Origin of the sequence: Labrenzia sp. VG12, assembly GCF_002237595.1 — a bacterium.
GTDB lineage: Bacteria > Pseudomonadota > Alphaproteobacteria > Rhizobiales > Stappiaceae > Roseibium.
Genome location: NZ_CP022529.1, coordinates 1101759 through 1127674 on the forward strand (window position 1 = coordinate 1101759; position 25916 = coordinate 1127674).

The 25916-nt window shown below is 57.9% G+C and carries 23 protein-coding genes, 2 tRNA genes and 1 riboswitch; of the genes, 15 read left to right on the forward strand and 10 right to left on the reverse strand.

Translation table 11 applies throughout. The features are described from left to right. Positions 1 to 189: 189 nt before the first annotated feature. Positions 190 to 1164, reverse strand: a complete 975-nt coding sequence (locus CHH27_RS05015; protein WP_094070611.1) for a DUF2971 domain-containing protein — start codon at positions 1162 to 1164, stop codon at positions 190 to 192. A 225-nt stretch (positions 1165 to 1389) separates the two neighbouring features. On the opposite strand from CHH27_RS05015, the gene CHH27_RS05020 reads away from it, so the two are divergent. The 5 genes from CHH27_RS05020 (at position 1390) to CHH27_RS05035 (ending at position 6006) form a co-directional block, all read left to right on the forward strand. Beyond that, positions 1390 to 1941 (forward strand): recombinase family protein, encoded by a 552-nt coding sequence (locus tag CHH27_RS05020; RefSeq protein WP_094074528.1) that lies wholly within the window; start codon positions 1390 to 1392, stop codon positions 1939 to 1941. 318 nt (positions 1942 to 2259) lie between these two features. Further along, positions 2260 to 3759: an amidohydrolase family protein gene (locus CHH27_RS05025; RefSeq protein ID WP_094070612.1), complete on the forward strand. Its 1500-nt coding sequence runs from the start codon at positions 2260 to 2262 to the stop codon at positions 3757 to 3759. Positions 3760 to 3777: 18 nt separating this feature from the next. Beyond that, complete coding sequence (locus tag CHH27_RS05030; RefSeq protein ID WP_094070613.1) at positions 3778 to 4377, forward strand: DUF3299 domain-containing protein; 600 nt, start codon at positions 3778 to 3780, stop codon at positions 4375 to 4377. 425 nt (positions 4378 to 4802) lie between these two features. After that, positions 4803 to 4979 (forward strand): hypothetical protein, encoded by a 177-nt coding sequence (locus CHH27_RS27550; RefSeq protein ID WP_157738707.1) that lies wholly within the window; start codon positions 4803 to 4805, stop codon positions 4977 to 4979. After that, positions 4972 to 6006, forward strand: a complete 1035-nt coding sequence (locus CHH27_RS05035) for an AAA family ATPase (RefSeq protein ID WP_094070614.1) — start codon at positions 4972 to 4974, stop codon at positions 6004 to 6006. Before CHH27_RS27550 ends, CHH27_RS05035 begins: the two co-directional genes overlap by 8 nt. Positions 6007 to 6177: 171 nt before the next feature. Here CHH27_RS05035 and CHH27_RS05040 read toward each other — a convergent pair whose 3' ends face one another. Beyond that, on the reverse strand, positions 6178 to 7563 hold the full coding sequence (locus CHH27_RS05040) for a site-specific integrase (RefSeq protein WP_157738709.1): 1386 nt from the start codon (positions 7561 to 7563) through the stop codon (positions 6178 to 6180). A 92-nt stretch (positions 7564 to 7655) separates the two neighbouring features. Then, positions 7656 to 7731, reverse strand: a tRNA-Asn gene (locus tag CHH27_RS05045). A gap of 322 nt (positions 7732 to 8053) precedes the next feature. Continuing rightward, positions 8054 to 8266: riboswitch (cobalamin riboswitch) on the forward strand. Positions 8267 to 8293: 27 nt separating this feature from the next. On the opposite strand from CHH27_RS05045, the gene cobU reads away from it, so the two are divergent. The 7 genes from cobU (at position 8294) to CHH27_RS05080 (ending at position 16957) form a co-directional block, all read left to right on the forward strand. Further along, the gene (cobU, locus tag CHH27_RS05050) at positions 8294 to 8851 is read left to right on the forward strand and encodes a bifunctional adenosylcobinamide kinase/adenosylcobinamide-phosphate guanylyltransferase (protein WP_094074529.1); all 558 of its coding nucleotides are present in this window, start codon (positions 8294 to 8296) and stop codon (positions 8849 to 8851) included. Then, the gene (gene cobW / locus CHH27_RS05055) at positions 8848 to 9951 is read left to right on the forward strand and encodes a cobalamin biosynthesis protein CobW (RefSeq protein ID WP_094070616.1); all 1104 of its coding nucleotides are present in this window, start codon (positions 8848 to 8850) and stop codon (positions 9949 to 9951) included. The genes cobU and cobW overlap by 4 nt, the downstream gene beginning before the upstream one ends. 48 nt (positions 9952 to 9999) lie before the next feature. Beyond that, positions 10000 to 13758: a cobaltochelatase subunit CobN gene (gene cobN, locus CHH27_RS05060; RefSeq protein ID WP_094070617.1), complete on the forward strand. Its 3759-nt coding sequence runs from the start codon at positions 10000 to 10002 to the stop codon at positions 13756 to 13758. Next, on the forward strand, positions 13755 to 14393 hold the full coding sequence (gene cobO / locus CHH27_RS05065; RefSeq protein WP_094070618.1) for a cob(I)yrinic acid a,c-diamide adenosyltransferase: 639 nt from the start codon (positions 13755 to 13757) through the stop codon (positions 14391 to 14393). The genes cobN and cobO overlap by 4 nt, the downstream gene beginning before the upstream one ends. Before the next feature lie 38 nt (positions 14394 to 14431). Next, positions 14432 to 15871: a cobyric acid synthase gene (locus CHH27_RS05070; protein ID WP_094070619.1), complete on the forward strand. Its 1440-nt coding sequence runs from the start codon at positions 14432 to 14434 to the stop codon at positions 15869 to 15871. A gap of 76 nt (positions 15872 to 15947) precedes the next feature. Next, complete coding sequence (locus CHH27_RS05075; RefSeq protein ID WP_157738711.1) at positions 15948 to 16373, forward strand: dual specificity protein phosphatase family protein; 426 nt, start codon at positions 15948 to 15950, stop codon at positions 16371 to 16373. A 65-nt stretch (positions 16374 to 16438) separates the two neighbouring features. Next, complete coding sequence (locus tag CHH27_RS05080; protein WP_094070621.1) at positions 16439 to 16957, forward strand: hypothetical protein; 519 nt, start codon at positions 16439 to 16441, stop codon at positions 16955 to 16957. Between the two features lie 50 nt (positions 16958 to 17007). Here CHH27_RS05080 and cbiB read toward each other — a convergent pair whose 3' ends face one another. The 4 genes from cbiB to CHH27_RS05100 all read right to left on the reverse strand — a co-directional run bounded on the left by cbiB (position 17008) and on the right by CHH27_RS05100 (position 21032). Then, positions 17008 to 17988, reverse strand: coding sequence for an adenosylcobinamide-phosphate synthase CbiB (cbiB, locus tag CHH27_RS05085; RefSeq protein WP_094070622.1), 981 nt, complete (start codon positions 17986 to 17988; stop codon positions 17008 to 17010). A gap of 9 nt (positions 17989 to 17997) precedes the next feature. Continuing rightward, positions 17998 to 18999, reverse strand: coding sequence for a threonine-phosphate decarboxylase CobD (gene cobD, locus CHH27_RS05090; RefSeq protein ID WP_094070623.1), 1002 nt, complete (start codon positions 18997 to 18999; stop codon positions 17998 to 18000). A gap of 199 nt (positions 19000 to 19198) precedes the next feature. After that, the gene (locus CHH27_RS05095; RefSeq protein WP_094070624.1) at positions 19199 to 20053 is read right to left on the reverse strand and encodes an ABC transporter substrate-binding protein; all 855 of its coding nucleotides are present in this window, start codon (positions 20051 to 20053) and stop codon (positions 19199 to 19201) included. 124 nt (positions 20054 to 20177) lie between these two features. After that, positions 20178 to 21032: a hypothetical protein gene (locus CHH27_RS05100; RefSeq protein WP_094070625.1), complete on the reverse strand. Its 855-nt coding sequence runs from the start codon at positions 21030 to 21032 to the stop codon at positions 20178 to 20180. Between the two features lie 190 nt (positions 21033 to 21222). On the opposite strand from CHH27_RS05100, the gene CHH27_RS05105 reads away from it, so the two are divergent. Further along, a complete protein-coding gene (locus CHH27_RS05105; protein ID WP_208988574.1) occupies positions 21223 to 21477 on the forward strand; it encodes a hypothetical protein in 255 nt (84 codons plus the stop codon). A gap of 5 nt (positions 21478 to 21482) precedes the next feature. Here CHH27_RS05105 and CHH27_RS05110 read toward each other — a convergent pair whose 3' ends face one another. The 3 genes from CHH27_RS05110 to CHH27_RS05120 all read right to left on the reverse strand — a co-directional run bounded on the left by CHH27_RS05110 (position 21483) and on the right by CHH27_RS05120 (position 23286). Further along, the gene (locus CHH27_RS05110) at positions 21483 to 22613 is read right to left on the reverse strand and encodes a carboxylate-amine ligase (RefSeq protein WP_094070626.1); all 1131 of its coding nucleotides are present in this window, start codon (positions 22611 to 22613) and stop codon (positions 21483 to 21485) included. 66 nt (positions 22614 to 22679) lie between these two features. Further along, entirely contained in the window at positions 22680 to 23102 is a 423-nt protein-coding gene (locus tag CHH27_RS05115; protein ID WP_157738713.1) for a hypothetical protein, read from the reverse strand. Positions 23103 to 23212: 110 nt separating this feature from the next. Beyond that, a tRNA-Cys gene (locus CHH27_RS05120) sits at positions 23213 to 23286 on the reverse strand. 248 nt (positions 23287 to 23534) lie between these two features. On the opposite strand from CHH27_RS05120, the gene CHH27_RS05125 reads away from it, so the two are divergent. After that, on the forward strand, positions 23535 to 24197 hold the full coding sequence (locus CHH27_RS05125; RefSeq protein WP_094070628.1) for a protein-L-isoaspartate O-methyltransferase: 663 nt from the start codon (positions 23535 to 23537) through the stop codon (positions 24195 to 24197). Positions 24198 to 24487: 290 nt separating this feature from the next. Then, on the forward strand, positions 24488 to 25792 hold the full coding sequence (locus CHH27_RS05130) for a TolC family outer membrane protein (protein ID WP_208988897.1): 1305 nt from the start codon (positions 24488 to 24490) through the stop codon (positions 25790 to 25792). Positions 25793 to 25916: the final 124 nt, after the last annotated feature.

The following is a 25916-nucleotide window of genomic DNA, read 5'->3' on the forward strand; positions in this document are numbered from 1 at the left end:
CTCGAGTTGGTTTCGCAAAGACGTTTTCCAAGCGACAACCCCTTAACATCAGCCGGGCTTTCGGTGCCTTGGATTTTACTCCAAGTAATCACGGAGGTCTCTTTCATACCCTTGTATTTGAAGCTCCACCGCCCCCCCCCAGCTAAATTTGCACAAGGTCATTCCGGATGAGTTCCAATCCGGTCATTACTAGGTTCTTAGCGGGATATCTGAGATGATAACCTTTTGCTCGGCTTCAGCGACGCCAGCCTTTTCAAGAACGTCGATGAAGGCCTCACGCATTTCTACAGGATACTGCGTTGGCCCGATGATGATGCGATCAAGGAGGGATGGAACTTCAATACCAGTCAAGCCTTCTTCTGGTATGTCCTTGAGAGGAATTTTGCAGACTTTCTGAGGTGTCCCGCCAATCGACTCTACGTCTATGGTTATCTTCTTCGAATGCTCATACTTCGGGCTGTATATCACCCGCCACTCTCTTTCTTCATGAAAGCCCGGGTGCTTTGTGCAAAGCATCGCAAACCGAAGCGCCGCAAACATATAGGCTTTAACGGTATCTCTACCGAGGCTTTTTACCCACGTAGCATTGCCCTGGATCGATTCAATGAACTGAATAAATTCCTGTTCAAACTGCGACCGACTTAGGTATTCGACCGGGCTTGTGTAAGCATTTAATGCATCGCTCGGAGTAAGAAAAGGTTTTCCACTTACAACGAACGCGACGCCTGTTTGCCCGCCATAAGCCCTCCACATCGATAGTCTTCCAAGCGTGTCTTCAGTTGCAAGATGTTCTGATAGGCAGGTGATATAGGTGTCTGAGCGTATTGTTGGGAGCCAGTCATTGAAATATTGGGTCAGTTCAGCAGTGAAACCATCAAAAATATTATCAAAGACTTCAATATAGCGCTCTCTGTGAACAGCTAGGCTGCTGGTGAGGCACTCGAGACCATATTCCAGTTCCATGAAATCATTCATGCATGAAGAATTGCGAGCCCATACGGCTTCGTTCTTTATTATTTTCAGGGCCGTGTTGGCACTTGTGTAGTGCACCAAACGTTGATTGCTGGTGATTGCAGAGGCTGTCCTTTTGAACGCGCGTGGATGGAAGAGCGAGAAGATCCGCAATTGTTCCGCAGATATGTCAAAGTTGCTGAAGGGATCCACAGGAAAACTCCTCAAAAGGCGCAGACGGTTTAGATCAATACGATTATCTAGAGTTGAAGGCACACCACTAATGAACGTGTCTGAGTCGTGCAAGAATCAAAGTCGCGGCGATGTGGTTTGTTGGAAATAAGAGTCGCAAAAACTCTAGGTTCTGAGACTGATGCTTGACGCGTCTCTTTTCATGTCTCATAAATAAGTTCTCAAATTTATTGAGAGGTTATGAGAATGGCGCTTGTCGGTTATGCTCGTGTTTCCACCCTTGGGCAGTCCCTCGATGTACAGATCGAGAAGTTCCGGACAGTAGGGGTGAATAAGCTGTTCGAAGAGAAGAAGTCTGGTGTAGACACCCAGCGGCCTGCCCTACGCCAATGCCTGGAGTATGTCCGGGAAGGGGACACCCTCATCATCTCGCGCATCGACCGGCTTGCCAGAAGCGCCGAGGATCTTCTCCGGATCGTGCGGGAGCTTGACGCCAAGCAGGTGACCCTCAAGGTTCTCGATCAGTCCATTGACACGCAGGACGCTGCAGGGAAGGCCTTCTTGGGTATGCTGGCGGTGTTCGCCGAGTTCGAGACCAACATCCGCAAGGAAAGGCAGATGGACGGAATCGCCAAGGCCAAGGCCAAGGGAACGCGGTTCGGCAGGAAACCGGCGCTGACCGAGGAGACCGTGTCGTCCATTAGGGCCATGCGGGGTGAGGGCGAGACCGTGCCAGCCATCATGGTGAAAACAGGCCTGTCGAAGGCGACAGTCTACAGGGCTCTGGCGTCGGATTAGGCCTTTCAGGCAGTGCCAAACCTGCTATGCGATCATGAATAAGTCACTCATACTTGGCGAACGAACCGTAGCTCCGGGCGGTGAGGGGTCATTATTTGCTCTATTTCCGCATGGCCGCAACGGGGCCGGTAGCGGACAGGCGTGTTCTGTGCACAGTGTCATCGAAGCCGCCATTCACACGAATCAAGAGAATAGTAGGTTTCGGTCCGGAGCAGACATTGGTCCCTCCAGATACAAAGGTCCAACATGCGTCAAAGAGAATTAGCGGCATTTTTTCATGAGCTTGACGGTTGTGGTCAGCGGATAGTCCGTCCATAATTGACAACCGAAATTGAGTTTTTGAAGCTTGAGGGTTACCGGATGAACATATTTTGCAAAGGCACTACGGCTATCGTAATCGGTTGCTTGGCTCCTAATCTGGCATTCGCTCAGGCAGCAATTGTCTCAGAGCGTGAGCCAATCGTTACATACGATGAGGCTGATCTAAATCCCATCGCACCCCGTTATGAGTGGGACGGGGCGACCTTATTGCAGAACATTCGCGTCATCGACGGATTGGGAAATGCCCCTACCGAGGGGCAAGATGTTCTAGTAACCGATGGCAAGATCGCAGCTGTTGGTGCCACCGGAACCCTGCAGGATGTTCCTTCCGATGCACGCATTATCGAGGGTAATGGACTGACAGTTCTCCCTGGGCTGATTGATTCGCATATTCACCTGTCCAGCGGCTGGCGTGGGCCCAATGACAATGGTAACCGACCAGTTCATGTGAAATGGCAACTACTGAATTTTCTCTACGCCGGGGTAACGCAAGTATATGATATTGGGAATATTCCCGACGTAGCTGGAGACACCCGCGACATGGTCGAAGCGGGCGCGTGGATCGGGCCAGATATCAAGATAGCTGGCACTTATTTTGAGACTGCCGAAGTGGGGGCCCCTGGTTATGCGACGCTTCTGCCCGTGAATGATCCCAATTTCTTGGGTAGCAAGCTCGACGCCATGAAGAACACCTACAAGGTTGAGATGGTGAAATGCCACTCAGGCACTAATATCCAGGTTTTAAAGGGGTTAGTTGCGGCAGCGCACGAGAGGGGCATGCGGGTGGTTTGCGATTTATGGCAGAACAACGGAAACCCTTGGATTGCCAACGTAACCAAATTGGACGGTTACGCGCACAATATGTTCATGACCACTACGCCAACACAGAATGATGCCGACATGCTCAAGGAGTTGGGTACATTTGTCACCTCTACCACCGTCATGATGGATACATTTGGCGGGTACCGCACAGAGCAGGACGGCGACTACATTACGGGCAACCCACTCATCGTCGATGTGAACCCACCCCATTGGGTGGAGATGGCCCTTTCAACCGAGGGGGCGGAATCTGCCAATCGTTATAATTCGATTTTTGATGCTATTCTCGGCGACCAACGCACTCAGGACCTCTTTCGAAGCGACGCTTTTAAATGGACAAAAATGCTCGTGGATACCGGAGTCTTGATCGGAGCTGGGACAGATGCGCCGTATCTCAACAACTGGGCCGGAGAATCGCTGCATCGGGAGTTGGAGCTTTGGGTAGAAGGGGCCGGTGTGACGCCCTTGCAAACACTGAAGGCGGCAACAAGCGACAACGCTCGTATTCTGAAAATTGAGGATCGTACTGGATCCATACAAGTCGGTCTGGAAGGTGATTTGCTGATTGTTGAAGGCAATCCAGCGGAAAACATTTCTGATACCCGGAATATAAAATACGTACTCAACAACGGAAAAATTGTCGACCGCGCCTCCCTTACCAAGCAGTGGCGTATGTAAGAAACTGGATATTGTCTGGTGAATAAGGCCCATTTCAGCTGGCTCTATCTGGTGAAGAGCACCTTGATCGGCTGCTTTATGTCATCTGTTGGCCAAGCAGAACCCGTCTCGCTGGAATGGGCTGATCTACTCCCCGTCGATGTCTCAAAGGGGACCAGGGTGGTGCGTACCGGGGTTGTGCAGCACTGGCAGATCGTCAAGACGAATCCCTTCCTCAAGGCAATGTATCCACCTGAGGACAAGAAAGTTTTCGAAGCTCGCGCCGATCTGGATGGTAAGACAGCCGAACTAACCGGATACATCCTGCCGGTTCGTTTTGAAGAAGATCGACTGATTGATTTCCTGCTGGTTCCTTACATTGGGGCATGCGTACACGTGCCAGCGCCCCCACGCAACCAGATGGTATTTGTCACCGGCGCTCAGGGTATCGAGGCGGAGCGGCCCCATACACTTTACTTTGCGGAATACTCGGTTACCGGGAAGCTTGCGGTAAAAGACACCGATACCCGATTTGGTGCAGCCGCTTACGAACTCGGAGCGCTTAACCTTACACGGATTTCAGAAGACCCCTTGCTAAGTTGGCGTCCGGAACTGCAAGAACGTTCTACTGGCAAATAGTAGGTTCGCTACCTAGACGGTCTAACTCAGTGAACAATCTGACATTCATTCCTTCTGCAACGAATGTCGGCTCTCCGCCCAACTTGTGAATTTGTTGCGCCTTAAATGAACGTCCGCTTTCGGGCGCGGTCTTCATTACGGCGAACGACCGATTTGGGGGCGCAAGGCGGTCATTGATTTTGAGATCACTGAAGTGTCGCATCGGTCCAAATGCTGATGGCATCTGGTTCCGGTGGTGTGGGCCATTCCTCGGCTTCCCATCCGTTGAAGGTAGGTGACGTCCAATAACTGGTCCTATTGAACGAAGACCCGCCCCTCCGGGCTCGTTCGCTCACCCTAACACACTCCAGCACGAACACATTTACACCCGTGTAGGCCATCTGCTTTCACGGTCGGACTGTCGTGCGCAATCCCATAGGACCCCAATGAACTCAAGACTGACCCTCCGGTTGACCCCGGCGGACATGGCCCGCTTTTGCCTGATCCGTGACCACCTCGCTGGCCGTGTGTCGTTCCTCGACAGGACCGCCGTGATCCGCTTCGCGCTCTCGATTGCCGAGCAGCATGTCCTTTCCCTGACCAGCGAGGCTTCCCATGACTGACTATGAAAACATCAAGGCTGTCGACGAGCATCCCATCATCATGGACGGCCCTGAACTGATGACAGCAAACTTCCCGATGCCGGAGAAGTATGTCGGCGACTGGCTGGCCGCTGGCTTCACAGCCATGGTGTACGGCAAGACCGGCATTGGTAAATCCTGGTTCAGCATCGCCGTGGCGCTCGCGGTCGCCAAGGGCGAAGACGTGCTTGGCTGGAACGTCCCGACTGCCCAGAAGGTGTTGTACTTCGATGCGGAAATCGATCCCGCTGAGATGGCCGAAAGGCTGTTCGATTTGACCGGTGGTGACATCCCCAGCGAGTTCAAGCTCTGCTCGGGGCTACGGCTCGATGGCGGCTTGCCTCCCTTCGATGAGGAAGAGGCACACGACTTCTATCTTGATCTGATCGAGTCGCATGAGATCAAGGTCGTGGTCGTTGACAACCTTTGTTCCATCGTGACGGGAGCTTCGATCAGTGAGGACCAGACCTGGCTGAACGTTCAGCCGTTCCTGAACGAACTGCGCCGGAGGAGGATCGCAGTGATCCTCGTGCACCACGCTGGCAAGAATGGCGACTACCTCGGCAGCAGCCGGATGACCCAGAATATGAACACCGTCATCAAGCTGGAACGCCCGGAGAGTCACGATCCGCAAGCCGGGGCCGCATTCCACATCGAGTTTCAGAAGGGCCGGTCTTTGGTCGGCGAATCTGCTGCTGGTCAGACTGTCCGCCTGGATGAAGGTGAGGGCGGCAAGCTGGGGTGGGAGGTTATCTCGTCAGCCGTAGGAAACCCCTTGGAGGCTTTGGTGGGTGCCTTGAGGTCTGAACAGTACGCCACCCAAATGGAGTTGGCTGAGGCGCTCCGCGTCAGTCAGGCCAAGGTGTCCGGCATGATCAACAAGGCCATCAAGGCCTCACTGCTCGACAGGGACGAAGCAAAAGAGACATTCGCCAGGGTGAAAGCACAGAGGCGACAGGCGGCAAACGAGAACGAAGAAGACAACGTGGAAACGGATGAGGCCGTTTAGATGACGCACTATCCACTCCGCTTTATCACGTTATCACGTCGCTTCGCGGGGCTCGTAGACATACTCTTTGTCTACTCGCCAGTAATCACTGCAAGCCCCGCAATTATTATTTCATCACTCTCCTAAGCGATAATAAGGCGCGGCTCCCGGGTTTTCGGGGGCTGCCATCCCTCATCGACCCTCACGGTCGGCGAGTTCAAGGGCTGCCTTCAGCATCCTGTACGCGACTTCGAGCCTTGCCTCGTCACCGCCGTAGTCGTGACTCACGTTTCCAGTCGATTGCCCCATCAACAGCCCGTGTTCTGTTTCTGCATATCCGGCTAACCAGAGCAGATCTTTTATGCGGTGCCGCAGAGAATGGGTCACAACCTTCCTGTCTTCAACAGCCGCTCTGACTGCGCGACTCATCATGCTCGACGCCGATGATGCGCCATTGTGCTTACAGAAGGTTGGGAACAGGTATTGGCCACCTTCTGAAGCGTGGAGGGCCTCCTTGACCGCAGCCAATGCATCCCCAATCAGAGGCACCCAACGTCTGGAAGCCTTGGTCTTCAGTCGTCGGTCTTCGTGCCATTCAACGTCGATGTACGGGATGCGATGATCAAGGTGTACATCGGACCTCCGCAGACCGGTCACTTCAGCGATCCGACAACCTGTTTTTTCGAGAATACGCCAGACGCGCTGAGCGTCTTTGTTGCAGGCCCTGAGAACCTGAGTTCGTGCGGCCTTCAGTTGGTCACCATTGAATGGGTTCCGGCTCCGACGGTCAGGGCCATCGCCTTCCTCCTTAATAGCTCTCAAGCCTATGAAAGGATTCCGGGTTCCTTCGAGGTCAAGCTCGGTGATGGCGTAGTTGAAGGCGGCTCGAACGATGTTCAGGTAGCGGTCTACGGAGGAGGCAGCTCTGCCGTCCATCATGTGATCCCGGACATCCTTGGCGTCCTGACGCCTGATTCCGTCGAGCCGTCTTGTGGGACCGAGCACCTCGAAGACGAGCTTGAAAACCCGGTTGGTCTCGTTCTGTTTCTTGGTGTCGTCCCGGACGCGCTCTTTGAGATAGAGCTTCTTCACATCTGCCAAGGTCGGAGGCGGTGTTTCGAGACTGGCACCTTGCCGCAGCACTCGAACGATCTGAGTGTGTTCAGGCTTCACCCCGACCGGATTTCCGTTGTCATCCACCGGGTAGTCTCGGACGACATGCTCGGCCATCATGTCACGACCAATCGCTTCCGGATCGTCGTCGCTCTCAGCCCCATACCAGTCCGGGTCGAAGCCCCAGCTGCTCACTGTGGCAAGAGCCTTCCGTTGAAGGTCCAGGGGGGTGGCTGGTGTGTTTGGCTCAGGCTTCCCATTCAGCTGCCCGAAGGCTGCCTTGAGTGTCCGCTCGACCTCGTTATGGATTTTTGGGTACCGGGCAATGGCAGTGCGCTTGTCGCTTCCCAACGGGATTACGAGCTCTGTTTTGCCGATAATGTCACGGAGATTGCTTGGAACTCTTCGGCGATAACGCCACGCAGTCTTGCTTCTTTGCTGAAGGTATTCCACGTCAATTCGCATTCCGGTGTACCTCGTCGTGTACCACACGGTGTACCTCGGAGAAAGCCGAAGCCCTTGTATCTCAATGATTTTAAGGATTTAGGAGGTGGTGATGGCTCCCCAGGCCGGACTCGAACCAGCGACCCAGCGATTAACAGTCGCTTGCTCTACCAACTGAGCTACTGGGGATCACCACGGTCGGGGTCAACACGTTGCCGCCCCGTCGATGGAGATGCGTATATCAAAGGCTTGATCCGTTTGCCAAGCCCTTCAAGGCGTTTTTTTCATCAAGCCGTCATTTTTTTGTGTCCGGTGTGGAAAACTTCAGGTTTTTCAGTTGCCTAAGCGTTACTTAGGACAAGGAAAACCCAGTGTTTTCGCGTTTAAGGTTGTGATCTCACCGGACGCAAATGCTCCCTGCGGCGCGAATTGAGCCCGGTGCGACCTTTCCGGAAGGGGGCTGGCCGGGCGTCACGGAACCAATCTGCGGCTTGTGCCGGTCTCAAGTTCCGGTTACGAAGTTCGGGACGGTTTCGGAAAGGGCTTGGCCCGATCCGGATGAAACGGGAATCCGGGATGGGTGTGTTGGCCCTCTGCCGGAGCTGCCCCCGCAACTGTGAGCGGTGAGCGGCTGCACAAGAACCACTGGCGTCAAAGGCCGGGAAGGAGTGCAGCTGGCGCGGATCCGCAAGCCAGGAGACCGGCCGTCGATAAGATCAACCTCGAACGCTGTCGGGTGGACGGCCGGGAGATGAAAGTGACGGATCATTCAAAACCGCGAACCGCCCTCGTTCTGGGTGGCGCCCGCTCCGGCAAGAGCACATTTGCCGAAAGACTGGCGGAACAGACCGGCCTTCAGAAAATCTATGTCGCAACCTCTGCGGCCTTCGACACGGAAATGGAAGAGCGGATCGGGACCCACCGGCACAGGCGCGGGCCCAGCTGGATCACGATCGAGGAACAGCTGAACCTGAAGGACGTGCTGTTGCGCGAAAGTGCGCCTGATCGGGTCATCCTGGCGGATTGTCTGACGCTTTGGCTGTCCAACCTGACTTTTTCCGGCAAGGATATCGGCGAGGAAACCGCTGCCCTGTGCGAGACGGTCGCACATCTTAAAGGGCCTTGCATCTTTGTCTCAAACGAAGTCGGCCTGGGCATTGTGCCGGAGAACCGCCTCTCCAGGTCGTTCCGCGACGCTCAGGGGCGTCTCAATCAGGATATGGCGGAGGTCTGCACGCAGGTTGTCTTTCTGACGGCCGGCCAGCCGCTTCTTCTCAAACCCCGCACCCAACCGGACATCACACTATGAGCACACCTTCCCATCTGCCGGGTCAGAAAATTCCGGCAACGATTGTCACAGGGTTTCTGGGCGCGGGCAAAACCACGCTGATCCGTAACCTCCTGACCAATGCCAACGGCAAGCGCATTGCTCTGATCGTCAACGAATTCGGAGACATGGGGTTCGACGGGTCTCTGGTGAATGGCTGCGCAGATCCGGACTGCGCTGCAGAAGAAGTGGTCGAACTCACCAATGGCTGCATTTGCTGCACTGTCGCAGATGATTTCCTGCCGACCATGGAAATGCTGCTTGCCCGCGAAACGCCGCCTGAGCACATCGTCATTGAGACCTCCGGCCTTGCATTGCCGCAACCGCTTGTGCGCGCCTTCTCCTGGCCGAGCGTGAAGCCGAAAGTCACAGTGGACGGGGTAGTGACCGTGCTCGATGCTGCTGCGCTGGCCGAAGGCCGGATCGCACTTGATGAAGAAGCACTCGAAGCCCAGCGCGCGGCCGACGAAGCCCTTGACCATGAAAGCCCGGTGGAAGAACTCTTTCACGACCAGCTTCGCTGCGCCGACCTTGTGGTCCTGAACAAGGCCGATCTCGTCTCCGCCGAGGCTCTTGAAACCGTGCAGGGAAAGATTGCCGAAGACGTGCGACCGGCGGTCCATATCGTGTCGTCCGAAAAGGGAACTTTGCCTATCGAGGTTCTGCTTGGCAGGGGCTCCGCGGCAGAAGACGACATGGACAGCCGCCACGAGCATCATCACCATCACCACGATGATCACGATCACGATGACGACCACCATCATCACGACCACCACCATGACCATCATCATCACGATGATTTTGAAAGTCACGTGCTCGACGTGGGAACCTTCGCCAGCCTGAACGAAGCCGAGGCAAAAGTCCTTGAGGTGATGGCGCACAAGGGCGTGTTGCGCATCAAGGGGGCTGTTCGCATTGAGGGCAAATCGGCGCCGGCAATGGTTCAGGCCGTTGGTCCGCGGGTTGAAACCTGGTTTGCAGCAGGCACGGAAAGCGCCGGGCGCCTGGTCGTCATCGGCCTGAAGGGCCTTGAACTGGACGCAGCACGGGCTGTCCTCGGGCAGGCGGTCGAGGCTGCCTAACTGCGAGCCTCAAAGCCGCGGCCAGCAAAATCCAACAAGAAGACATAAATGCACATTCTTGCCAGCCAGACGCGCCGTATCGATGACGGTGGAGACGCCGTAGATCTCGGCCAGTCGCCCGCCGATATCCTGTTTCTCTCAGCCGCCGACACGGAGCTCGGCAGCTTTGCAGCCGCGCAAAGGCGTCTTGGAACCACGGCCGCGAGCCTGCGTCTCGCCAATCTGATGGCGTTGTCGCATCCCTATTCGGTAGATCTTTATGCCGAGCAGACGATGCGCGGGTCGAAACTCGTCATCCTGCGCGTACTGGGCGGGGTGGAATACTGGCGCTACGGGCTGGAGCGTTTTGAGGAGGAAGCACGGGCCAGCGGTGTCGAGCTGATTGTCATTCCGGGCGATGACAAGTGGGACGAAGACCTGACCGCGCGGTCTACAAGGCCGGCGGAAGAGGTTCACCGGTTCTGGCGGTATTGCGTCGAGGGCGGTGCGGAGAACTATGCCAACGCGCTTCTGTTTGCGGCCAGTCTCTTGAACAAGGGAGAGGAACCGGCGCATCCGGTTCCGCTGCCACGCGCCGGGATCTACCTGCCCGGACAGGCCGCGCCGGACCTGGAGACACTCAGGGCAACCTGGCAGGATCCATCGCGTCCTGTTGCGGCGATCACCTTCTATCGTGCCCTAGTCCAGGGCGCACAGACGGCACCGGTCGACGCGCTCGTGGCAGCTCTCGACGAGGCTGGTGTCAACGCCTTGCCGGTGTTCGTGTCGAGCCTGAAGGAAGCCGAAAGTGTCGCCGTTCTCGAAACCCTGTTTGAAGGTGCATCGCCCGATGTCGTGCTGAACGGCACGGCCTTTGCCGTTTCCAAGGCTGGCGCAGCGCATCAGCCAACACCACTTGATCGACCCGGCAAACCGGTGCTGCAGGTCGTCTTTTCCTCTTCTTCCAGAGAGGGGTGGGAGGAAAGCGATCAGGGCCTGTCGATCCGCGACCTTGCCATGCATGTCGTGCTGCCGGAAATCGATGGCAGGATCCTGTCCCGCGCCGTCTCTTTCAAGGAAGAGGGCGTTTTTGACAATGCTACGCAGTCCACGCCCGTCGCCTTTACACCGGTGCCAGACCGGATCCGTTTTGTCGCCGAACTTGCTGCTGCCTGGGCACGTCTTGGCCAGATGCCGGCACAAGGCAAGAAAACGGCGCTGATCCTTGCCAACTATCCGAACAAGGACGGGCGCCTTGCCAATGGCGTAGGCCTGGACACACCTGCCTCCTGCGTTTCGGTTCTGAAGGCCATGGGCGCGGGCGGTTATGATGTCGGAACCGCTCCCCAGGACTCCTCAACCCTCATGGAGCTTTTGACCTCCGGAGTGACCAACGCGCTTGACGGGCGAGACCTGCGCGAAGGCTACCAGTCTTTGCCGCTGATCGACTATCTTCGTGTCTTTGAGAAGCTGCCGGCCTCAGTGCGCGAGGCAGTTCAGGAGCGTTGGGGACGTCCCGAGAACGATCCGCATCTGGTGGATGGGGTTTTTCGCCTGGGTCTTCACCGTTTTGGCAAGCAGGTGGTCGGCATTCAGCCCGCGCGTGGCTACAACATCGATCCCAAGGACACCTATCACGACCCGGACCTGGTGCCTCCGCATCACTATTTTGCCTTTTACGTCTGGCTGCGGGAAAGTTTTGGTGCGGATGCGGTGATCCATCTTGGCAAACACGGCAATCTGGAATGGCTGCCGGGCAAGGCTCTGGCACTGTCGGTGGCCTGTTTTCCCGAAGCTGTTCTGGGTCCGACGCCGAACATCTATCCCTTTATCGTCAACGATCCGGGCGAAGGGGCTCAGGCCAAGAGACGGACCTCCGCGGTCATCGTCGATCACCTGACACCGCCATTGGCCCGCGCCGAAAGTCACGGGGTTGCCGAAGAACTCGAAACGCTGCTTGATGAATATTATCTGGCGAGCGGTGTCGATCCGCGCCGCCTCAAGGCGCTGACCCGGGACATCCTGGATGCAGCCACCCGCCACGGTCTGGACAAGGACATCGGTCTCAGCGACGACATGGACGAGGAGACACGTCTCGCCCGGCTTGACGCGCATCTGTGCGACCTGAAGGAACTCCAGATACGGGATGGACTGCACATCCTGGGCGAAAGCCCGCAGGGCAACCTGCTGACGGATCTGCTTGCCGCCCTTGCGCGCGTACCGCGGGGACGTGAAAAAGGACAGGAAAGCCTGCAACGGGCAATTGCCGCTGATCTTGGCCTTGACGGCTTCGATCCGCTCGATTGCGATTTCGCCGCCTCCTGGACCTGGCAAAAGCCAGACATTCTTCAGGCGGTCAGCGAGGCTCCCTGGCGCTCGAACGGGGATGCGATTGAGCGGATAGAATTGCTGGCAAGCCGCTTGCTGGCAGGAGAGATCGAAACACCTTTGGACTGGAACGAGACCCGGGCGGTGTTGCAGGCAATCGAAACCGGGTTGAAGCCGGCCGTGATCGGCTCCGGACCCTCAGAAACCCAAGCCATCCTGACGGCCCTCTCAGGCGGTTTTGTCGAGCCTGGTCCTTCCGGCGCTCCGTCCCGCGGCAGGCCGGATGTCTTGCCGACGGGCAAGAATTTCTATTCCGTTGATGTCCGGGCGGTGCCGACCGAAACCGCCTGGCGTCTCGGCTGGCAATCCGCATCCCTGGTGGCGGACCGCTATTTCCAGGAAGAAGGCGACTGGCCGACGTCGCTGGTGCTGACCTGCTGGGGAACGGCCAACATGCGCACGGGCGGCGACGACATTGCCCAGGCGCTCGCCCTGATCGGTGCAAAACCCGTCTGGGAACAGGCGTCCGGCCGCGTAACCGGCTTTGAAATCCTGAAACTGTCCGAGCTCGGGCGCCCGCGCATCGATGTCACCTTGCGTGTTTCCGGCTTTTTCCGCGATGCCTTCCCGCACCAGATGGATCTGTTCGACAGTGCTGTCAGGGCAGTTGGTGCGCTGGAAGAGCCCGCTGAAGCCAACCCGGTCGCAGCCCGCATGCGCGCGGAAGCTGAAAGACTGCGCGCAGAAGGGTTTGACGCTGAAACGGCGAAGCAACGCGCCGGCTTCCGCGTTTTCGGATCCAAACCCGGGGCCTATGGGGCCGGACTGCAGGCGTTGATCGACGAGGGTATCTGGCAGGAAAGGGGCGATTTTGCCGAGGCCTTTCTGACCTGGGGCGGTTATGCCTATGGCGGCGGCGCCGAGGGTGCGGGTGCACGCACCGAACTTGAAAACCGGCTGGGCGCGGTCGATGCCGTCCTTCACAATCAGGACAACCGCGAACACGATCTTCTCGACAGTGACGACTATTACCAGTTCGAAGGGGGGCTGGCCGCGACGGTCGAGACGCTGAAGGGCGAAGCGCCCAGGATCTATCACAACGACCATTCGCGACCGGAACGCCCCGTGGTGCGCTCGCTTTCTGAGGAAATCGGCCGGGTTGTGCGGGGCAGGGCCGCCAATCCGAAATGGATCCGCGGGGTCATGCGGCACGGCTACAAGGGTGCGTTCGAGATGGTGGCGACGCTCGACTACCTCTTTGCCTTTGCCGCGACCACCCGCACCGTCGGCGACCATCATTTCGATCAGCTTTACGAGGCCTATCTGGACAATCCGGAGGTGCTTGAGTTTCTTCAGGACGCCAATCCGGCCGGCCTGCGGGAAATGCTCGACAGGTTTTTGGAAACAATCGATCGCGGCCTCTGGACGCCGCGGCGCAATTCGACCCATGCTGCCTTGGCAGACTTGAAAACAAAACTGGAAGGGACGGACGCATCGTGACCGCCGACAAGGACAAACCCGAACTCTCCGAAGAAGAGCTCAATGCTCGGCACGCGGAAAAGATGCGCAAGAAGAAGGCCGCCCGCGACAAGATCATGGCGACCAAGACCATCGAAAAGGGTCTCCTGATCGTCCACACGGGCAAGGGCAAGGGCAAGTCGACAGCCGGCTTTGGCATGGTGTTCCGCTCGCTCGGCCACGGTCACAAGGTCGGGGTGGTGCAATTCGTCAAGGGCCGGATCGAGACCGGTGAGCGCATGGCGCTGGAGCGGTTCTCCGATCTGGTGACCATCAAGCGCATGGGCGAGGGCTTTACCTGGGAAACCCAGGACCGCCAGCGTGACATCGACGCCGCGCAGGAAGCCTGGAACGCGGCCAAGGAAATGATCACTTCCGGCGAATACCGGCTGATCCTGTGTGACGAGCTCAACATCGTGTTGCGCTACGACTATCTCGACATCAACGAAGTGGCTGATTTCCTGAAAAACGAAAAGCCTGACGATGTCCACGTGGTCATCACGGGACGGAACGCCAAGGACGAGCTGATCGACATTGCTGATCTCGTCACCGACATGACCCAGGTCAAGCACCCGTTCCGCTCGGGTGTGAAACCGCAGGAAGGCATCGAGTTCTAGGCTTGTCCAGGGGTTCCGGGAAAACCACGCCCGCCCTCATGATCCAGGGCACCGGGTCCAATGTCGGCAAGAGCCTGGTTGTCGCCGGGCTTTGCCGTCTGTTTGCCAACAGGGGCATGCGGGTCAGGCCCTTCAAACCGCAGAACATGTCGAACAATGCCGCCGTCACGGTCGATGGCGGCGAGATCGGCCGTGCGCAGGCATTGCAGGCGATGGGTTGCCGCGTGCCGCCCAGCGTGCACATGAACCCGGTGCTCTTGAAACCGGAAACCGACACGGGCGCCCAGGTCATTGTTCAGGGCAAGCGGTTCGGCACCATGCGTGCGCGTGAATACGGAAAGCAAAAAGCCGAGCTTTTACCAAAGGTTCTGGAGAGTTTTGAAATCAACGCTTCAGAAGCGGATCTCGTTCTTGTCGAGGGCGCCGGCAGCCCGGCTGAAATCAATCTCAGGGCCGGCGACATTGCCAATATGGGATTCGCAGAGGCCGCAGACCTGCCGGTTATCCTTTGCGCCGACATAGATCGGGGCGGCGTGATCGCTTCGGTCGTCGGCACGCATGCGGTGCTCGATCCGGACGAACAACAGCGGATCAAGGGGTTCTTCGTCAACCGGTTCCGCGGCGACCCGAGCCTCTTTGACGACGGCATGCGTGAGATCGCGCTTCGCACGGGCTGGCGGGGGCTTGGTGTCGTGCCCTGGTTTGGAAACGCGGCAAAACTGCCGGCGGAAGACGCGCTCGGGCTGTCGGACGGTTTCGGCAGCGGCGGGTTCAAGATTGTGGTGCCGGTCATCTCCAGAATTGCCAATTTCGATGATCTCGATCCGCTTCGTCTAGAGCCAAGGGTTACGCTCGAACTGGTTCAGCCGGGCACACCGCTGCCGGGTGACGCGGACCTGGTTCTGCTGCCCGGATCAAAATCGACGATTGGCGATCTGGCTTTCTTCCGTGAACAGGGCTGGGACATCGATCTGAAAGCACATCACCGCCGAGGTGGGCACATACTTGGAGTCTGCGGCGGCTACCAGATGCTCGGGCGGACCATTTCCGATCCGGAGGGCATCGAGGGAAAGCCTGGAACGGTCGAAGGCCTCGGTTACCTGGATGTGGAAACGCTGCTGACATCTGAAAAATCGACGGTTCCGGCGTCCGGAACCCATGTGGCTTCTGGCGCCGATGTAACGGGATACGAAATTCACATTGGCCGGACGGAAGGCCCCGATTGCTCCAGACCCATGATGCAGCTTGCTGAGGGCGTGCCGGACGGAGCGACCTCTAAAGACGGGCGCGTTGCGGGGACCTACATGCATGGTCTTTTCACCGGCGACGGGTTTCGCAAGGCATTCTTGGGCGGTTTTGGTGTGGTGTCGGATCTCGCCTATGACCGCGATATCGATCTGATCCTGGACGATCTTGCGACCCACCTTGGCGCTGTCCTGGATATCGAAACGCTGCTGCATTTCGCTGAGCAGCGCTAGAAAGGGCCTGAAGGCTTTTGCCATGCAGCCATCGCTTTACTCCATACCTGTCCAGGCAAATGGGCAGTTGTTCCTCATGCCGAAACCCTCTGGCGAGTGGCTCTCGGATGACCTGGGCAAGCTTCAGCTCAGCGGCGTCGACACGGTGATCTCTATGCTTACAGCTGACGAGAGTTCCGTGTTGGGTTTGACGGGTGAGGAGGCGTGTTGTGAACGGCTTGGCATGGAATTCCTGGCGCTCCCGGTCGCCGATCGGACTGTTCCCGACCTTTGCTCGGTTCAAACGCTGGTGTCCCTGATCGTGCAGCGGCTAAGGGAAGGCAGGGGCGTTACGGTTCACTGCCGCGCCGGTATCGGCCGGTCCGGTCTGGTGGTCTGCTGTGTTCTGATTGCACTGGGAACACGGCCCGAGGAGGCCGTGAGGATCGTTTCAGATGCCCGCGGTGTGCCTGTTCCCGACACAAGCGATCAGCGTGCTTTCATCATGTCGTATCCGACCTAGGAATTGTCAGTTCTGCCAATCTGCTATAGGCAATCGACCGTAATTTTGGTTCAAAGTGGTTTGCCATGATTGTTTCACTGTCTTTGATTGTCGTCAGGCTCTTTTCTGTCTTCTTTTTCATGCAAGCTCTGACGCTTCTTCCAACCACCTATGCGTCCTTTTACGTCAATGCACAGGAACCGGCCGTGCGGCTGGATCTGCTTGTGTTGGCGCTTAATCTGTTTATCTGCGTGCTGCTGTTCTGTTACCCGAGAGTGGTTCTGGTGGGCCTGTCTCTTGCCCGGAACGGTGACGCGATGAAACAGGATGCGGTGCAGACCTTTCAGGCCGCCGCGATAGCCGTGATCGGTTTCTATTTTGCGGTGGATGGCCTGCAGGACCTGGTCTATTACCACATCTATTTGTGGAACCTGGGCACCTATCAGTTGACCGGCCAGCCGCTTTCGCCCCAGGACACGGCCGCATACTGGACTGCGGCAATTCAGGTTGCGCTTGGTGTGGGCCTTGTTGCATGTGCGGTCGGACTGTCTAAGGTTTTCAACTGGTTGCGCAATCTGGCACCTTCGGCAAACAGCAATACGTGACGGAACTGGGCGCGGTATCGTTAAGCTGGTGTGGTGCTGATTTTTTCGCTTCAAGCCAAGCTTGAGGAAAGGGCAGCGCCCAGAACCAGGAGAGCCTGCAATCCAAAAGCCCCGAACAGAACCCTCAGCGCTCGCTTAACATCCAGGCCCGTCGCAACCTTGCGACCATCTGCGTTCAGATAGGGGTCGTTGACGGTGTACCCCGGATAGACCCTCGGGCCGGCAAGGGCCAGGCCAAGCGCGCCCGCCATTGCCGCTTCCGGCCAACCGGCATTGGGTGAACGGTGCTTGCGGGCATCGTGGAAGATGCAGGCAAGGCTTTTGCCGGGAGAACCACCGGCGAGCGGCGCACCAAAGGCGATCAGCAGGCCGGCAAGTCGGGACGCCGGCAGGTTGACCAGGTCGTCGAACCGGGCCGAGGCCCAGCCGAAGTCCTGATAGATTTCGTTCTTGTGTCCAATCATGCTGTCGGCCGTGTTGACGGCCTTGTAGGCAATCAGCCCCGGCAGACCCAGCAGCGCGAACCAGACGAGCGGTGCGACGACACCATCAGAATAGTTCTCCGCGCAGGATTCGATCGCAGCTCGGGAAACGCCCGCCTCGTCAAGCTGCTTCGGGTCGCGGCCGACAATCATTGCGACGGCCTGGCGTCCGCCTTCCAGGCCTCTTTGCTGCAATCCGTCCCGGACGGATGCCACGTGCCGATAAAGACTGTTCTGAGCCAGGAACACAGCGGCGACGACCACGATCAGGCCATTGCCATAGGGAAGAAGGTCCGCCAGGGCGTGAAGGCCGGTGCCCAGCAGAACGGCGCCGAGAACAAGAGCGCAGAGCGTCAAAACTCCGCCGAGCTTTCGCGTAGCCGGGGAACAGTCTGTCTTGTTGAAAAGACGATCAAAGGCCGTGATCACCTTGCCGATCCAGACCACCGGATGGGGCACGCGCCGCCAAAGCCAGTCTGGATCACCGACCACGGCGTCAAGCAGCAACGCCAAAAGAAGAAGCCAGAGCGTGGAGTCATAAAGGAGCATGCAAGCTCGTTAGAGCTCCTGCATGGCTTCTGCAAGGGCTTCCGACAGCCGTTCCAGGTTTTCTGCACCGCCCGGCAGGCCAAAGCGGACCCAGGTCGGTGCGTAGTCGAAGATGCGTGTCCAGATCTGCCTGCGGGCAAGGGCTTCGTGCAACCCATTGGCGCTGCGAAGGCCGGCAAGGGCGTAAAGCGGAGTGCCGCCAAAGACACTCAGCCCGTGCCGGGACAAGGTCAGAGTGAGATCCGCCATTTCATCGACAAGCCGGCGGGCCATGGCTTCCTGCCAGGCCGTATCCCTGAGCGCGGTTGTGCCTACTTCCAGCGCCGGACCGCTGAGGCACCAGCTTTCCAGAAGAGCCGCCATTTTGCTCGTGATCGCCTGTGCACCGGCAAGAAAACCGAGCCGCAGACCGGCGAGGCCGAAAAACTTGCCGAAAGACCGGAGCACGACGATGTTCTCGTCCTGAATATGCGGCAACAGGCTGGCGCCCGGCACCACATCGGCAAAAGCCTCGTCAACCACCAGAAATCCGCCGCGTTCCGTCAGCGTGCGGGCAATTTCCTTCAGGCTCTTGACGTCGATCAGTTGGCCATCCGGATTGTTGGGATTAACCAGCAATACGATCTGTGCATCGGCGGGCAGGGCATAGATGCTGGAAAGTTCGACCGGCGCACGCCCGTCCCGTGTCCAGACCTTCTTGTGACTGGAATAGGTCGGCGAGGCGATGGCGACCGGCCCCGCAGGCAACAGGGACGGCAGCAAAGACAGCAGGATCTGTGTGCCCGGTGCCGCGACGAGACCAAGGTGTTCGGGTACGGCATAGGCTTGGCGGGCTGCGGCAATCAGTTGTTCACTGGCAACTTTGCCCGGCAGCGCTGTCCAGGCAGCGGCAGAGAACTCTGAAGGAAGGGGATAATGATAGGGATTTATCCCGGTCGACAGGTCGAGCCAGTCCTCCCGTGCCCCGCCAAATCGCTCGATCGCAAGGGTCAGGTCACCACCATGTTCCATCTAAACGGCCTCTTGGTCCTGGGTCGCGGCGCGGATTGCGCCCGGAGCCCCATCTAGCCGCCGAGGTGTTTGATTGTACAGACAGTTCGCGACACGTTGTGCCCCGTCTCCGACGGTCTTGAACAGGAATGACAAACAATGAGCCCTGCGCCAGTCAAGGCGCAGGGCCGGATCGTATTGGGAATTCAAGGTGACAGACTTAACGGCCGTGCCAGTATTCGTCCGGGATGGCCGCGATTTCCGCCGGCAGCAGCGGATTGTCGATTTCGAAACGCAGCCGGTCATCGATCTTCGCCTGTTCGAACACCTTCTTGATGCGTGGGTGGTTTTCGAAATAAGCGAGGAAACTTCCGTCCTCATAGGCGTTCTTCAGGCCGGTCAACAGGATATCGTAGCGTTCCTTGTCACCCTTGTTGAGGAACAGGAACATGTCGAACGGATAAACGATCATGACATGTTCGTCGATCGTCAGGTTTTTCATGTCGCCTTCACGTGCGGCAACTTCCGAATAGGGTTCGGCAACACCGCGGGCAAATCCCTGAATGCGGCCCCGGTCAACCATCTTGAAGAGATTGTCGTATTTGGAGGATTCGACATTGAAGCCGGCTTTTTCCAGGATGGTTGTGTCCGGCCAGCCGGTTCCGGAGCCGATGGAGATCTGCTTCAGGTCGTCCATGGACTTGACCGCCCCGACGGCGTCCTTGCTGTCCTGGCTGACGATCAGGATGCGGTGGCCGAGAAGGCCGCGCTGCATCGGTACAGGCACGGTAGCAAGTTTGTCGAACCGTTCCTGGTCGATGCCGGAAAAGGTGACGTGAAAATCCGCGTCTCCCGTCGACAGCATTTCCAGCATGCGGCTCTGGTTGGTGTCGCCGGTATTGGTGATCTTCATCGTATGGTCGCCCCCGGCCTTTTCCAGGGCGAGCTCGATAAGACCGATTTCATAGTCACTCTGACTGGTATCGCCGCGCTCGACGCCAACAAGGAATTCAACGGCCTGGGCCGGCGCGATTGCCAGGCTTGTCGCAAAGAGGGCGGAGAGGATTATGCGCATGGGTTCAGCCTCCAGATTGGGATGGCTGCACCATGGCGTGGAGCTCTTGCAGAAATCTTAAATCGATTGAATGGCAGGCAATTCTGCAGTTGTGTACATAAATGAACGGTTAAATGCACACGCGCTATTTGCGATGCCAGTAGGCAGCGTCGATATTAGCAATCTCATCCGGAAGCAGCGGATTTTCTATCGCAAATTCGATGCGGTCTTCGATCTTTGCCGTGTCAAAGACCTTTCTGATGCGTGGATGAGATCTGAAATACTGCAAAAAGCTGCCATCCTCATAGGCGCGCTCCAGACCCTGCAAAAGGATGTCGTGGCGCTCCTTGTCCTGCTTTGCGACAAAAAAGAACGTGTCGAACGGATAGCTGATCAAAAGGCGCTTTTCGACAAGGAGGTTGGGAAGTGAGGATGTCCGGGCGGCGACCTCGACATAGGGCTCAGCGACGCCGCGCGCGTAGCCGGCGATCCGTCCCTTGTCGACCATCTTGAACAGGTCTTCATAGTCCGCCTGGGCGACGTTGAACCCCGCCGATTGCAGGATGTCGGTGTCTGGCCAGCCGTGCCCTGATCCTATCGATAGGGCCTTCAGGTCTTCAAGGGTGCTCACCTCGTCAAACAGGGAGCGGGATTGTTGGCTGACGATCAGGATCCGTTGCCCGAGAAGGCCGCGTTGGAGAGGGATGGGGATGGTCAAAAGACGGTCATGCCGGGTGCGGTCAATGCCGGAGAAGGTCACGTTGAACCGGGCAACCCCGTCCATCAGCATCAGCAGGACACGGGCCTGGCTGGAATGAGGGTCGGCAATTACCTCAAGCTCGTGCTCGCCATCGGCCTTTTTGAGTGCGAGCCTGATCAGCCCGATCTCGTAGTCGTAGCGGCTCTCGTCTTCGCCAACGATACCCAGCCGGAAATCCAGTGCGCTGGCCGTGCCAACCGTAAAAAGAAACGCGGTCATCAGGACAAGAATATGTTTCATGCGTCCCTCCAGAGAACATGGAGGATACTGCGAAAGACTTACTCGAGCTTTACTTCTTTCCCGGTAGGCGTGCCATTGCGGAAATTGCAAACCAAGCGCGTTGCGGTGCCTCATTCGCCTCAAGCGTGTATTGACCTTGACCTGTGTTCAAATTAGAACAAAAGAAGAACAATGAGCGCTGGAGAAACCCTTGGCACCTGGAAAATCGATTGACCGATCCCCGCGTGCATTTTGCAGCCAGGAGGTTCTTGGTAAGCTTGGCGAAGCGCGTGCTGCACTGGTAGAAGCACAGAAATCCTTGCGGCCTAGGTCCGGTCTGTCACGATCCGCAAACGCTGTCATCGCCGAGATCGACGAGTTCGCCTTTGTCGTGACCGGATCACTGACCTATTTTCACACAACGGCACATGGGACACCGCCCAGACGAACTGGCGACGAGACGTAGCAGCTTCAAAGACCCGCCTGCGTTTCCTCAATCAGGTGATCGACGATGGCGACAAGTTTCTCCTGTGGCAGGTGGCTGTCTTCCGGGATGTCGCCGGCAATCGCAAGCTGCTTGTCTGCTGACGTGCCGCGCCGGGCTATCTCGCGTATGTGCATGAGATCGACCTCACAGCCAAAATGCTCCGCATCCGGGCGAACAAGCTCGATCAGTTCTTCAACAAGGTCCTGAAACGGCGCGGTCTCGTTGCGGCCGAAATCGATCAGACGGGCATCGGTTCCGTGTCGCTGTGCCTGCCAGCGGTTTTCCGCCAGCAGAAATCTGGAATACTGCCGCCAGCCCTGGTTCATGCGGCGGAGCCGGTAAAGCATTCGGCACAGGCACCGGAACAGGGCGGCGATGGCAACTGCGTCGTCGAGGCGCGGGCAGACATCGGTGACACGCATTTCAAGTGTCGGAAAACGGTCGGATGGCCGCAAGTCCCACCAGATCTTGGTGGCATCCTCGATAACACCGGCATGCGACAGGATGTCGACCGTGTGCCGGTACTCATAATAACTCTCGAAACTTGGCGGCAGACCCGTGCGCGGCAATTCGTCGAAGATCGCCAGACGATAGGATTTCAGGCCGGACTTTCGCCCGCGCCAGAACGGAGACGACGTGCTGAGCGCCAGCAGGTGCGGCAGGAAATAGGCGAGCTGGTTGAAGAGCTCGATCCGCAGTTCCTCGTCCTCGATGCCGATATGCACATGCATGCCGCAAATCAGCATGCGCTTGGCGACCACCTGCATGGAGCGGGCGATCTCGTTGTAGCGCTCCTTGTCAGTGTGCGGCTGGTCTGTCCACTCGGCAAACGGATGGGTGGACGCGGCGAGCGGTGCAAGGGAGTAGGCCGCAGCTTCCTGTGCGATGGTCTTGCGAAAATAGGCGAGTTCCGCGCGTATTTCGGCCAGCGTCATGCAGACAGGGGTGCCGACTTCGATCTGGCATCGCAGGAATTCCGGACTGACCCGGCCTTCCAGTGCGCTTTCGCACGCCTTGAACAGTTCGGGAGGCGGTGAACTCGCCAGAATCCGGGTGGTCTTGTCGACGAGAAGATACTCTTCTTCAACGCCGATGCTGAAGCTTGGCTCTTTCATCGAGAGAGCATCGGAAATTCTGTCATGGGGCGTCAAGGCAGTGGAATTGCGGATCTTGCCGCGCAACTACCAGATGTTGCCCGCACCGGGTGTGTAACTTGCTCCGATCACGGTGTTCGCCTGGATCACATCACATTGAACAATGCCGGAGAACTTGACGAGCGGCGCGTTGGTCTCCGCTAGAGCCGCAGAAGCGATCAGTTTGGACCCTGCAGACAGTTCGACCGTATCCTGCCCCTGTATCAGAACGCTTTTGGGCGCGCTGATGATGACGTCCTGATTTTGCAGGGAAATCACGCTTTCCAGCTCCGCTATGCGCGTTTCCAGATCGTTCACACGCTCGCGCAGGGCCTCGATCAGCGCTTCCGGGTCGCTGCTTGGTGAAACCAGTTGAGGGGATTTGCGCGGGCGGGGTGGGCCGACCCGTTTCATGGTTGATGTCGTTACCGGCTTCTTGACGGCAGGAGTGTGTCCACCTGGCGCTTTCATGATTGTTCCCCGCGTTGTCAGAAGGAAACAAACAATAGCATGAGCCGCGGTAACCCGAAGCAGCCTGAATGCCAGGCGGAACAAAAGACTGCCAATATGATGGGAAAGTCTGGAGGCCCCGACCGGAATCGAACCGGTGTACACGGATTTGCAATCCGCTGCGTCACCACTCCGCCACAGGGCCCCGAGGTGGTGTGCCGCGCCTTATCGATCAGTTGCGGGCGTTGGTCAAGCCCTGATTGCGATGGCCGTCAATTTTCCACCACAAGGAAACCGATGATCTTCTCCGGAAGCCGCACGACAAGATTTTTTGCCTATTCCCCGGTTGTTCGAAGGATCCGTAATTGCCGAGACTTGTCAGGGCGGCTCTGCGTCGCTAATGAACGGAGCCAAGAGGCGCCGGCAAGCCGGCAAGTCAAAGTGAGGGCCGATATGACGGACTTTAGCCAGTCCCGCCGCAAGATGGTGGACAACCAGCTGCGCACCAATGATGTGACCGACCACCGCATACTGGACGCCATGGAACTGGTTCCCCGCGAGCGGTTCGTGCCGGCCTCCAAGCGGACTGTCGCCTATATCGATGAAGACCTGCCGATCGGCTCGGCCGACAGCACCCGCGTGATGATGAAGCCGCACATCTTCGGCAAACTGGTGCAGCTTGCCGAGATCAGGGAAGGTGATGTGGTTCTCGTTGTTGGGGCCGGAACCGGTTACGGTGCTGCCGTTGTTTCCAAGTTGGCCGCATCTGTCGTCGCGCTTGAGCAAGACGAGGATCTCGCCAAAACGGCGACCGAGGTCCTGATGGAACTGGGCATCGAAAATGCTGTGGTTGTCGACGGTCCGCTGGTTGCCGGTTACGCGGCTGAAGGTCCTTACGATGTCATCGTTGTGGATGGCGCCGTCGAGGTCTTGCCGGAAGCTTTGCTCGATCAGGTTAAGTCCGGCGGCCGGCTTGCGGTCATCGAGGGCAAAGGCGGGGCAGGGGTTGCCAAGCTTTACCAGAAGTCGGGTGAGGCAGCGAGCAGCCGGTTCGGTTTCAACGCGTCGGTCGGCCTGCTGCCTGGGTTTGAGAAAGCTGCCGAGTTCGTTTTCTGATGCTGGCCTGGCAGATTTCCAGCTGATTTGGCCCGCCAGTTTGGCGGGCTTTTTCATTTGCGTGTGGAATGCCGCTTCGGCAACTTGTTGCCATTAAGCCGCACTAGAAGAATTTCCGAAGATATCGCCTTCAAAAGGTTGAAGAATAAAACCGTGCAGTTTACTCAACATGGTCGAGTGAGTTGACCCGGAAGGAGTGTGGGGTGTCTGGTCGTTCAACGCTGAAAGCAGTGACCGTCGCGGTGGGCCTGTTGGGGGGCGTGTCTGCGGGGACGCTGGCCGGAGCCTTCCTGTCACCTGCGCATGCCGAAACCATCCGGGAGTCGCTGGCGCTTGCCTATGCCAACAACCCAACCTTGAATGCCGCTCGCGCGCAGCTTCGTGGTGTTGACGAGAACGTACCGCAGGCACTGTCCGGTTGGCGTCCGACGGTTTCAGCTGCCGCCTCTGCGGGGCGGCTGAGAAGCAGCGCGGATTCCTTCGTCGATTACCGCAACAATGCTTCGATCTCCCTGACAGTCAGTCAGACACTTTTCCGCGGCTTTCGCACCATCAACTCGACCCGCCAGGCCGAATCGGTGGTTCGGGCGCAGCGCGAGAGCCTGATGTCCACCGAGCAGGACACGCTGCTGGATGCCTCGACTGCCTATGTCGACGTGATCCGCGACACCGCCCTCGTGTCCCTGCAGCGCAGCGACCTTGCCTTCCTTCAGGAACAGGTCCGGGCCGCACGTGACCGTTTCGACGTGGGTGAGGGCACCCGCACCGACGTGAGCCAGGCCGAGGCCCGTGCCGCCGAAGCCCGCGCCAGCCTCAACACCGCGCTTGCCAATCTGAACACCAGCCGTGCGATCTATCGCCAGGTGATCGGTATCGAGGCGCGCAGTCTGTCGGCCGATACCACCATCAGCCGCTATGTGCCCAAGTCTCTGGACGAAGCACTTCACAAGAGTGAGGCCCACCAGCCCCTGATCCGCCAGGCGCAGCATCTTGTCGACGCGGCCATCTTCAACGTCAAGGCGATCGAAGGCGAACTGCTTCCGACCGTGACATTGGATGGCAGCATCTCGCGGTCCTGGAACCCGTCGGCCACGACCGATATCAGCGACAACGCGCAAATCTTCGGCAATGTCAGCATTCCGATCTATCAGGGCGGCGGTGTGTCTTCGCGGGTGCGGCAGGCCAAGGAAGAGCTCGGCCAGACACGCCTGCAGCTTGACGTGACCCGCGATCAGGTCCGCGCCAACGTGATTTCGGCCTGGGGTAACTATCAGGCGGCCGAAGCCTCTATCGTTGCTGCGCAGGCAGCCGTGGAAGCGCAGCAATTGGCCCTTGAAGGCGTGATCGAGGAACAGCGTGTCGGTCAGCGCACAACGCTGGATGTGCTTGACGCCCAGCGGGAGCTTGTAACCCAGCAATCCAATCTGGTGACCGCACAGCGCAATCGGATCGTTGGCGGGTATCAGCTTGTTGCCGCCGTAGGCCGGCTTGATGCCGATTCCCTCGGACTGAATGTCGCCCGCTACAATCCCAAACAGCACTACAAGGCTGTTCGAGACAAGTGGATCGGACTGCGTACGCCTGACGGACGCTAAGATATCATTAACCAACTCGTTTCAAGATGACGGTTGGGGTCGAATGACCCGGCCGTCATTTGTTTTTGGACGATTGAAACCGGCAAACGGCAGTTGCAGGCACGCGCAAACCGGTTAATTTGCT

Bases quoted from the DNA above. Each gene is read 5' to 3' on its own strand.
- cbiB (WP_094070622.1), bottom strand. From the start codon at position 17,988: ATGCTCCTTTATGACTCCACGCTCTGGCTTCTTCTTTTGGCGTTGCTG.
- CHH27_RS05095 (WP_094070624.1), bottom strand. From the start codon at position 20,053: ATGCGCATAATCCTCTCCGCCCTCTTTGCGACAAGCCTGGCAATCGCG.
- CHH27_RS05020 (WP_094074528.1), top strand. From the start codon at position 1,390: ATGGCGCTTGTCGGTTATGCTCGTGTTTCCACCCTTGGGCAGTCCCTC.
- cobW (WP_094070616.1), top strand. From the start codon at position 8,848: ATGAGCACACCTTCCCATCTGCCGGGTCAGAAAATTCCGGCAACGATT.
- CHH27_RS27550 (WP_157738707.1), top strand. From the start codon at position 4,803: ATGAACTCAAGACTGACCCTCCGGTTGACCCCGGCGGACATGGCCCGC.
- CHH27_RS05040 (WP_157738709.1), bottom strand. From the start codon at position 7,563: ATGCGAATTGACGTGGAATACCTTCAGCAAAGAAGCAAGACTGCGTGG.
- CHH27_RS05100 (WP_094070625.1), bottom strand. From the start codon at position 21,032: ATGAAACATATTCTTGTCCTGATGACCGCGTTTCTTTTTACGGTTGGC.
- cobN (WP_094070617.1), top strand. From the start codon at position 10,000: ATGCACATTCTTGCCAGCCAGACGCGCCGTATCGATGACGGTGGAGAC.
- CHH27_RS05075 (WP_157738711.1), top strand. From the start codon at position 15,948: ATGCCGAAACCCTCTGGCGAGTGGCTCTCGGATGACCTGGGCAAGCTT.
- CHH27_RS05110 (WP_094070626.1), bottom strand. From the start codon at position 22,613: ATGAAAGAGCCAAGCTTCAGCATCGGCGTTGAAGAAGAGTATCTTCTC.
- CHH27_RS05070 (WP_094070619.1), top strand. From the start codon at position 14,432: ATGATCCAGGGCACCGGGTCCAATGTCGGCAAGAGCCTGGTTGTCGCC.
- CHH27_RS05115 (WP_157738713.1), bottom strand. From the start codon at position 23,102: ATGAAAGCGCCAGGTGGACACACTCCTGCCGTCAAGAAGCCGGTAACG.
- cobU (WP_094074529.1), top strand. From the start codon at position 8,294: ATGAAAGTGACGGATCATTCAAAACCGCGAACCGCCCTCGTTCTGGGT.
- CHH27_RS05125 (WP_094070628.1), top strand. From the start codon at position 23,535: ATGACGGACTTTAGCCAGTCCCGCCGCAAGATGGTGGACAACCAGCTG.
- CHH27_RS05080 (WP_094070621.1), top strand. From the start codon at position 16,439: ATGATTGTTTCACTGTCTTTGATTGTCGTCAGGCTCTTTTCTGTCTTC.
- cobD (WP_094070623.1), bottom strand. From the start codon at position 18,999: ATGGAACATGGTGGTGACCTGACCCTTGCGATCGAGCGATTTGGCGGG.
- CHH27_RS05035 (WP_094070614.1), top strand. From the start codon at position 4,972: ATGACTGACTATGAAAACATCAAGGCTGTCGACGAGCATCCCATCATC.